Here is a 7031-nt window from a genome sequence, read left to right on the forward strand (position 1 = left end):
GCAAGACGCTCGACTGGGATACCCCAGCCGAGCGTCTACGTGATCTACTCACCACCTAAAACCAGGCGGTGTTGCGAAGACCCCTAGAACCCAAGGATCGCAGGGAGAGCCGGGCCTTCGGATGTCAGGTCACCCGGGTCACGGGCGGCACGCCCTGCATCGCTCTGCACGGTACTGATCGAGACGGCGTCGAGCCGTGGTGGTCACGTGCTCACCTCTTCGACGGCGGCGGCCAGGGGTGCGACGGCGTCGGCCTCGTACGGGTCGTTGAACCGCTCGTGGTCGCTGACGTCGAACGGTGCTGACCGCGCGGTGACCGTGAAGCCGGGCACGACGACGCTTTCCCGCCCGTCCAGCGCGGCGGTGAGGCGGTCGGCGTCCTGGGAGGCGTGCCGGGTCGGGCGCTTCCGGCTGCCGATCCCAGCTGAACTGGGCGCAGGCACAGGCCGTTCTCGGGCTGACAGCTCTTCGATCTCACATCGATGAGGTCCGTCCTAGAGCGTGTCTGACGGGTCGCGTCATGCAGACCGTCCCCACCCCCAGAGCTGCCATCGCTCCGCCGTCCGTCCCGCCTTCCCAGTCGGCCGCGAAGGCCTTGGGCGGGCCGGGGCAGCGGCCCCGCTCCCGACAGCCAGGCCACCTGAATGGCGCAACATGATGTGCCACCCACATGGGCGAAGCTCAAGCTGGCTAGTGCCCCACCGAGGCAATCCGTGAAAGGGGAACCAAATGCGCATTCGACGAATCCTCGCCGCCGCCATCGCCACGGCAGCCCTCGCCGCACTCGGCCTCACAGGCGCCGCCACCGCCGCCACCGCACAGGGTGCCCCATCCGTCGTCAGCCCTTCTGAGTGCAGGCAGGGCGGCGGAACGCCAGCGATCAATGAGCCGGGCAACCCCTGCAAGGGCGGTACGCACAACGGGGAGCCGGTCGACTAAACCCCACAAGGCGCCCCGCAGCCACGCGCCGCGGGGCGCTCCCGCGCGAGCGGGGCAATCCGAGGACCCGGCCGGCGATGAGATCGCTGAGCTCGGTCTTGCTCAGGCCGGTGGCCCTGCGGATGGCCTGCTCGCTGTCGCCGTTGTTGTGCATCGAGATCGCCATGGCCTCGTGCGCGGACAGGGCCGGGGCGGCACTGCCGAGGTCGAGGTCCATCACGCCGCGGGCGCCGCGGCCCTTGCCACGCTGGTGCGGCGGCGTATTCGTCAGCGGGCCAGGAGCAGCGGGGGTGGCCGGCTGGGAACCGCTCCAGGACGGTGCTGGAGGGCGAGACGGCGGTGGCCATCAGGCATCACTGCCGTTCACACGCTCGTGAGTGTCGATCAGGGCGGCGATGGTGTCGGGGTTGTCCGCCAGACCAACCCACTGCCCTTGCGCGGTGAAGACGGGCACGGCGTCGGTGTCGGCGTCGAACACCACGACGTAGTCGCTGTACCGGTCGAGGACCATCTCCCGCAACGCCCGCGCCGGTGCGGCGGCCAGGACGTCCAGGGCATCGACAGTGAACTGCGCGGCCTCGCTGGTGACGCCGGGCCGGACCAGGGTTTCGGAGACGTGCAGCAGATCGCCGGGCTGTATCTCGGTGAGCAGCGCGTACGCGATGCGGGGCTCTTCGGTCGTGCAGGAGAACACCGTGTCGGCGGGGTCGTCGGTGGGGGAGGAGATCAGCTCGAACTGGGCGGTTCCCGGCCGGGTGCCGGGGGTGGGGACGGTGTAGAGGAAGCCGTCGACCGTGAGGGGCTTGGTGTCCATCAGCTCGCCGCCGCCAGGTTGGTGGTGCGGTGGGCGGCGTCGTACGCGTCCAGGACGGCCTTGGCCGGGTTGCCCTTGTCGGCGACCTGGTGACCGTTGGCGCGCGCCCACGTCCGGATCGCGCCCAGTTGCTCCTTGCTGCGCTTGGTGCCGGTCGGCGCGGGAGCCGTGGGACGGCCGCCGGCCTCCACCGCGCGCAGCGTCTCCTGTGTCTGCTCCAGTTCCGCCTTCAGCTTGGCGACGCGCTGTTCGGCCTCGCGCTGAGCGCCGTCGGCCTTGCGCCGCGCGGTCAGCTCGGAGAGGTCGCTGCGAATTCGGGCGGCCTTGTTGCGGATGACGGCGGCCGGGTGGTCCTTCGCCCAGGAGAGCAGGGCCTCGATCCCGTCACTGTCCATCGCACCGTCGGACGCGGAGTCAGCCGTCCGCGGGGCGTCGGTGTCCGGGGTGGGGGCGTCCTGGTCGGTGTACTGGAGGGCTTCGGCCAGTTCGCTCTCCGACAGTCCGAGTGTCTCGCGGACGTACTCGGGGCTGTCGCCGTTGTTCAGCATGGAGGCGGCGGTGGCGGTGAAGGCGTTGGCGGGCATCGGGTCTCCGGTCGTCGGGGTGTCGGGGGCGGTGAGGTGCGGAAGCAGGCGTACGAGGTCGTCCTTGCCGCAGGGCAGACCGAGCGCGCCCAGCAGGTCGGTGAGGTCGTCCTTGTCGCGGGCCTGGTGGGCGACCACCAGGGAGGCGGCGGTGCTCTGGCCGCTGTCGATCGCGGTGAGTTCGAGGGCCTTGGCTTCGAGGGCCTCTTTCATGTCGGTGAACACGGCCGGCTCCTCTACGCGGCGGTGGTGCGGGGCTTGCGCTGGGCGAGGACCAGGAGCTCGCGGTTGCGCTGCTGCTGGTCGGGGGTGAGCGGCCGGGGCTTCGGTGCACCGCGGCGGTGCCAGAGCGGGGAAGCGGGCGGCTCGGGGTAGGCGAGGTGGTCGACGTCGTGCTTTGGGTTGCTGCTCATGGAGGCCTCCCGGTGGAGGAGTCAGGCGTGCGTCGCGTCGGCGTTTGGGCTGGGCGTCGGAGGCGAACCGGCCGAGGCGGGCCTCAACCGGGTTCGCGGCGATCCAGTCCTCGGCGCAGGCCTTGTGGACGGGCTCCTTGGAGTGGGAGCGCATCGGCGTGGGCTGCTCGCACAGCGCGCAGGGGAGGTCCTGCCAGTGGTCGAAGTGCTGGCTGTCGCGCCAGTCGAGGAGACCGCCGGGAGCCGGAACCAGGCCCGGCTCCAACGGCGGCTTTTTGCCTCCGGTGCGGGGCACGGCCGGAAGTCGGGCAGCTGCTGGAACACCTGCGCCACCAGGTCCGGTGTCGGCTTCCAGGGCACGACCTGCCCGCGTGCGGGGACGGGCAGGGGCAGCTCCTGGACGTCCGCGAGCACCAGGTGCCACGCGTCGGGGTGCGCCCATCCCGAGCAGGGCGGCGATCCTTCGGGGTCCTGGTGGCAGTCGGTGATCCGGGCGATGCCCACGACCGCGCCGGTGACCAGCTCACGGTCGTGGATCGTGCGGCCGATCAGCGGGACGCGCAGGGCGGGCTGGTCGATGGTCTTGCTCGTGTGCAGCAGCACCCAGCCGGTCCGCCACCGCGCGGGCCGGTTCTCCACCGTCTTGGCACCGGCGAGGATGGGCCACTTCTCCGGGGGTTGCCGCACTCTGGACGGCTCCACGGCGAAGTTCTTGCAGCTCAGTGGCCTAGGTATGGAATGTAGCGTCTGCAACAGGTGTGGTGCATGCGGACTCACCGTCTCCGGCTGGCATCAAGCCTGGCAGCCGGGTCAGAACTCACGGCCGGACGGCAACAGCCCCGATCCCAGACGCCTGCAACTTGCGCGCTAGGAACTCCATCTCGGGCATCGTGCCTGAGTAGCCTCCGGCCGTGACCTCGTTCAGCATGGATCTGACGTCAGCCAGATCAATACCGAGTTCGGCTCTCAGAACCCGCATGATCGCGGCATTACCTGCCGTCGGATCCAGTTGGAGCCTTACTGATCCATGCTCGGAGAGCAGACGAATTCGCAGCTCAGCAGGCAGGTCACCACCGCATGCAGCCACCTCGAAGCCGCAGGCCGAGCACCTGGACTCCGTGTCCCAACGCAAGGAGTCGTTGACAAGAGCCTGAACGCCCCAGCACTCCATTTCCGCGCCGCAGTCCTGGCATCCAGCTGAGTACTTGATGGACTCGAAGACCGTCTGCTCCATGATGCCCCCTTCAAAGATACGAACGTCGATGCCGCCTACGCGGAGGCCGCACCGCCTGTCTCTTGAGACACATCGCCCCGCGAAGGCGGTCCTCGCCCGCACGGGCGAGGACCGCCTTCGACCGTTGTTCCGCGGGCAAGTGCGGAAGGTCAGGCGGGCCACAGGCCGCTGGTGTCCAGGCCCAGGTTGAACGGTTCCGGCAGGCGCAGGACCGCCCCGAACGGGTGGGGGACGTCGACGCGGGTGTAGCCCAGGTGCAATGTGGTCCCGCCTCTGACGGTGGTGCTCAACAGCATCTGCCAGGACGTGCCGGGCCTCACCGCTTGACGCGGCCGCGGATGGCAAGGGCGGCAAGGCCGAGAAGGGCGGGTTCGGCAAGGCGGGAGGCCATTTCGGTGTAGGTGCCGGTGGTGGTGAGGTCTTGTCCACTGCTGCGGAAGATGACGCTGTTGACGACGACACGCAGGCTTTTCTCGAACCGGTCCGTCGAGACACGTTCACGGAGCGGGCCTGTCGGGTTGACCGGGTCAGGTGTCTCGGTGGTGAAGGTGATGTGTTGGCCGGTCAGGGTGCCGGTGGACTGCGGGTCGGGGGTGTGGGCGGGCAGACCCCACAGCATCATCACGCCGATCGTGACGGCCATGGCCGCAGTCAACCAGCCCAGGGCGCGGGTGGCGCGTAGCCCGTACCCGGACAGAGCCCAGTACGCGGCGAGCAGCCACCGTTCCGCGCGGGGTGTCTCCTCGTCGGCGCGGCGCATCTCCATCTCGCCGTAGTAGAAGTCCGCCGCACCCGGCTCGTTCTTCCCGTCCTCGAACGCTTTCCGGAGGGAGCGGTACACCGGCGCGAGACGCGCCGGCCCCACGACAGAGGTATCTGCTGGTGCAGGATCCCAGCCCGGGACCGCGAAGGGCTGGGCTGCACGCCAGTGCTGCTCCTCGGCCAGGGTGCGTCGGGGACCGAACCGCACCAGCCGCCACCCACGGCGATGAATGCCAGTCGGCACCGGGGCGAAGAGCACACGTCCTTCGAGGCGCAACTGATCCAAGTGGATAGCCCCAGTAAGTAGGCACTGGGACAGATCGATATCGGTAAGGGCCAGATGCGCCGCGTCTACGCCCCTGAGAGACAGCATGCGCACGGCGGACGAAGAGCCAGCAAGGAGGCTCTCTTCCAGTTCTCCGCCTCCATGCAAGGCGAAGGGAGCAGCGTGGGCCGCGATGCCGAGCGGGTACTCGAAGACAGCATCAGTGAGGCCAACTTCGGCATAGCGCAGTCTTAGGCTGGCTGTGGAAGACCAGCGACTGCGGCGGCAGAGGACCTGTCGCGCGGAGGCCTCGATTGTGATGGGGCTCTCGAATGACGCAAACGACAGGATCAGTGATGCCGCGCAGGTCAGCGGGCCCAGCCTAGTAGCCTGCTGGAAGACGGCTGAGCCGAACATCGCATCACGGTGGAAGGCAGCTGACCCGAAGCGGGTGAATGCGCCGAAGTTCGCCCACGCGAAGTTGCCCAGCTTGGCGAAGGTAGCTGCTTCAAAGACTGCATCACAGGTGAAAGTAGCCGAGTCGAACTGGGCGTCGCCGTTGAAGGCAGCAGAACCGAATTGGGCGTCGCCGTTGAAGTTGACTGAATCGAATCGGGCCTTCTCGTTGAAGGCGGCTGCGTAAAACCAGGCGTCGCGCGTGAAGGTAGCCGCGCGGAACCAGACGACGCTTTTGAAGGTGGTCGAGTCGAACCGGGCGTCGCGGGCGAAGGTGGCTGAGGAGAACCGGGTGTGGCCTTCAAAGGTGGCCGAGATGAATGAGGTATCGCCTTCAAAGGCGGCCGAGTGGAACCAGGCGGGGCCTTTGAAGGTGGCAAAGCCGAACTCGACGTCGCCGTTGAAGGTAGCTGCGTAGAACCAAGCTCTGCCGTTGAAGGTAGCCGAGTCGAATCGGGCGTTGCAGTTGAAGGTGGCCGATTCGAACTGGGCATTGCCAATTATGGGGTACTGAGTGTGCGGGTCGCGGACTGCGCTGAGAAGCTGGCCCAAAAGGCATTCGTTAAACTCGGTGCCTCGGTGGTCAAGGTCGCTGCCCGGTACCAGACCAGCAAGGTAGGTATCGCGTTCGTTGTCCGTAAGGTGGACGAGGCAGGCGGTATGCGGCCCGACACGACGCCCCTGACAGCCGAACGGGTTACTGGCGGCCGGGTCGGCTTCACGGCCGCAGTACGGCCACGCAGGTTCGTAAGGGGCTGCAGTCATGCCCTGATGGACACCCATCAACCACCCAGCGGTTGCACCCCGGACGTACCGTGCTTCTTCCACGAGTTCGCGCCAGAGGCTACGGGCTGACGTAGTGGCGGCAGCACCTTTGGGGTACCGTCGGTGTGGCCTAGGCCATATGTGAAAAGCGCCCGCGGCTGGCACCGCGTGGGCTGAGACACTGTTGACGGGCCCAACTCAACTGTGCCCGTCAGCTACTCGCTGGACGCGTCCTCGTTGGAGAACCGGTCGAGAAGATCGCTGACCTCCTCGTGAATCACGGCCGAGACCACAGCGGACACAGCCACCCTGATCGGCTGCCCCACCCAACTCCGGGGCTTGCCCCGGCCTTGCGTCTCATTCGAGCTCTCCTCCATCTAGTTCCCCTCTCCCGCGTCGTTCCGCAGGCTGGCCTTCAGGACGGTCCTGAAAAGCCGCAGCCCGCAGTGAATTGATTCCGGGTCAGGCGAGTGATTTGGTACGGCTCGGTGCCCGACTCTACTGCTTTTCCGGCCTCTGCGAAAACTCGCATTGCGCCTCTGGCCTGCAGAAACGCCTGCTATTTCCTCGCAGGAACCTGTAAAAAATTCGCAGGTGTTTCGTTGGTGCGCAGGTCGGAGGGGGTGCCGAATTCGTCGCACATACCGGCATGCAGTCGCGAATGAGCCAATTGGGTCAAGAATGTTGGATCATTCGTTGCTGGTAGCCCAGCGGGCACTGGCACGGACACAGAAAGGCTCCGCGCGCCGGGCCAAGGCACGCCGCCGCGTCCAGGGGCCGGCCTGGAGCGTCACGGCAC

9 protein-coding genes and 1 pseudogene are annotated in these 7031 nt (G+C 67.5%); 1 reads left to right on the top strand and 9 read right to left on the bottom strand.

Translation table 11 applies throughout. The annotated features are described in order from the left end of the window. Window positions 1-203 precede the first annotated feature (203 nt). Window positions 204-443 (bottom strand): hypothetical protein, encoded by a 240-nt coding sequence (locus ACIOHC_RS43600; protein WP_401846980.1) that lies wholly within the window; start codon window positions 441-443, stop codon window positions 204-206. Between the two features lie 286 nt (window positions 444-729). Between ACIOHC_RS43600 and ACIOHC_RS43605 the strand changes: the two genes are divergently transcribed. Then, window positions 730-939, top strand: a complete 210-nt coding sequence (locus ACIOHC_RS43605; protein ID WP_351085589.1) for a hypothetical protein — start codon at window positions 730-732, stop codon at window positions 937-939. Between the two features lie 346 nt (window positions 940-1285). On the opposite strand, the gene ACIOHC_RS43610 is transcribed toward ACIOHC_RS43605, so the two are convergent. From ACIOHC_RS43610 to ACIOHC_RS43645, 8 genes and pseudogenes are all read right to left on the bottom strand, one after another. After that, the gene (locus ACIOHC_RS43610; RefSeq protein ID WP_365694617.1) at window positions 1286-1753 is read right to left on the bottom strand and encodes a hypothetical protein; all 468 of its coding nucleotides are present in this window, start codon (window positions 1751-1753) and stop codon (window positions 1286-1288) included. Beyond that, window positions 1753-2562 carry a histone-like nucleoid-structuring protein Lsr2 gene (locus ACIOHC_RS43615; protein WP_401846984.1) on the bottom strand — a complete coding sequence of 270 codons (810 nt, stop codon included), beginning with the start codon at window positions 2560-2562 and terminating at the stop codon, window positions 1753-1755. The genes ACIOHC_RS43610 and ACIOHC_RS43615 overlap by 1 nt, the downstream gene beginning before the upstream one ends. Before the next feature lie 11 nt (window positions 2563-2573). Further along, window positions 2574-2750 carry a hypothetical protein gene (locus tag ACIOHC_RS43620; protein ID WP_401846986.1) on the bottom strand — a complete coding sequence of 59 codons (177 nt, stop codon included), beginning with the start codon at window positions 2748-2750 and terminating at the stop codon, window positions 2574-2576. 294 nt (window positions 2751-3044) lie between these two features. Next, a pseudogene (locus ACIOHC_RS43625) lies at window positions 3045-3452 on the bottom strand (hypothetical protein); the annotation flags it as partial. Between the two features lie 115 nt (window positions 3453-3567). Continuing rightward, complete coding sequence (locus ACIOHC_RS43630) at window positions 3568-3984, bottom strand: hypothetical protein (protein ID WP_401846988.1); 417 nt, start codon at window positions 3982-3984, stop codon at window positions 3568-3570. Between the two features lie 149 nt (window positions 3985-4133). After that, on the bottom strand, window positions 4134-4280 hold the full coding sequence (locus tag ACIOHC_RS43635) for a hypothetical protein (protein ID WP_401846991.1): 147 nt from the start codon (window positions 4278-4280) through the stop codon (window positions 4134-4136). Window positions 4281-4300: 20 nt separating this feature from the next. Then, window positions 4301-6232: a pentapeptide repeat-containing protein gene (locus ACIOHC_RS43640; RefSeq protein WP_401846994.1), complete on the bottom strand. Its 1932-nt coding sequence runs from the start codon at window positions 6230-6232 to the stop codon at window positions 4301-4303. Between the two features lie 215 nt (window positions 6233-6447). After that, a complete protein-coding gene (locus tag ACIOHC_RS43645) occupies window positions 6448-6609 on the bottom strand; it encodes a hypothetical protein (RefSeq protein ID WP_401846996.1) in 162 nt (53 codons plus the stop codon). Window positions 6610-7031: the final 422 nt, after the last annotated feature.

Origin of the sequence: Streptomyces sp. NPDC088252 (assembly GCF_044740965.1) — a bacterium.
In the GTDB taxonomy this organism is placed as follows: Bacteria; Actinomycetota; Actinomycetes; order Streptomycetales; family Streptomycetaceae; genus Streptomyces.

What these genes read in the sequence shown, in the direction of transcription:
- ACIOHC_RS43610 (WP_365694617.1), bottom strand. Translation starts at nt 1,753, where the DNA reads ATGGACACCAAGCCCCTCACGGTCGACGGCTTCCTCTACACCGTCCCC.
- ACIOHC_RS43630 (WP_401846988.1), bottom strand. Translation starts at nt 3,984, where the DNA reads ATGGAGCAGACGGTCTTCGAGTCCATCAAGTACTCAGCTGGATGCCAG.
- ACIOHC_RS43620 (WP_401846986.1), bottom strand. Translation starts at nt 2,750, where the DNA reads ATGAGCAGCAACCCAAAGCACGACGTCGACCACCTCGCCTACCCCGAG.
- ACIOHC_RS43605 (WP_351085589.1), top strand. Translation starts at nt 730, where the DNA reads ATGCGCATTCGACGAATCCTCGCCGCCGCCATCGCCACGGCAGCCCTC.
- ACIOHC_RS43635 (WP_401846991.1), bottom strand. Translation starts at nt 4,280, where the DNA reads ATGCTGTTGAGCACCACCGTCAGAGGCGGGACCACATTGCACCTGGGC.
- ACIOHC_RS43645 (WP_401846996.1), bottom strand. Translation starts at nt 6,609, where the DNA reads ATGGAGGAGAGCTCGAATGAGACGCAAGGCCGGGGCAAGCCCCGGAGT.
- ACIOHC_RS43640 (WP_401846994.1), bottom strand. Translation starts at nt 6,232, where the DNA reads ATGACTGCAGCCCCTTACGAACCTGCGTGGCCGTACTGCGGCCGTGAA.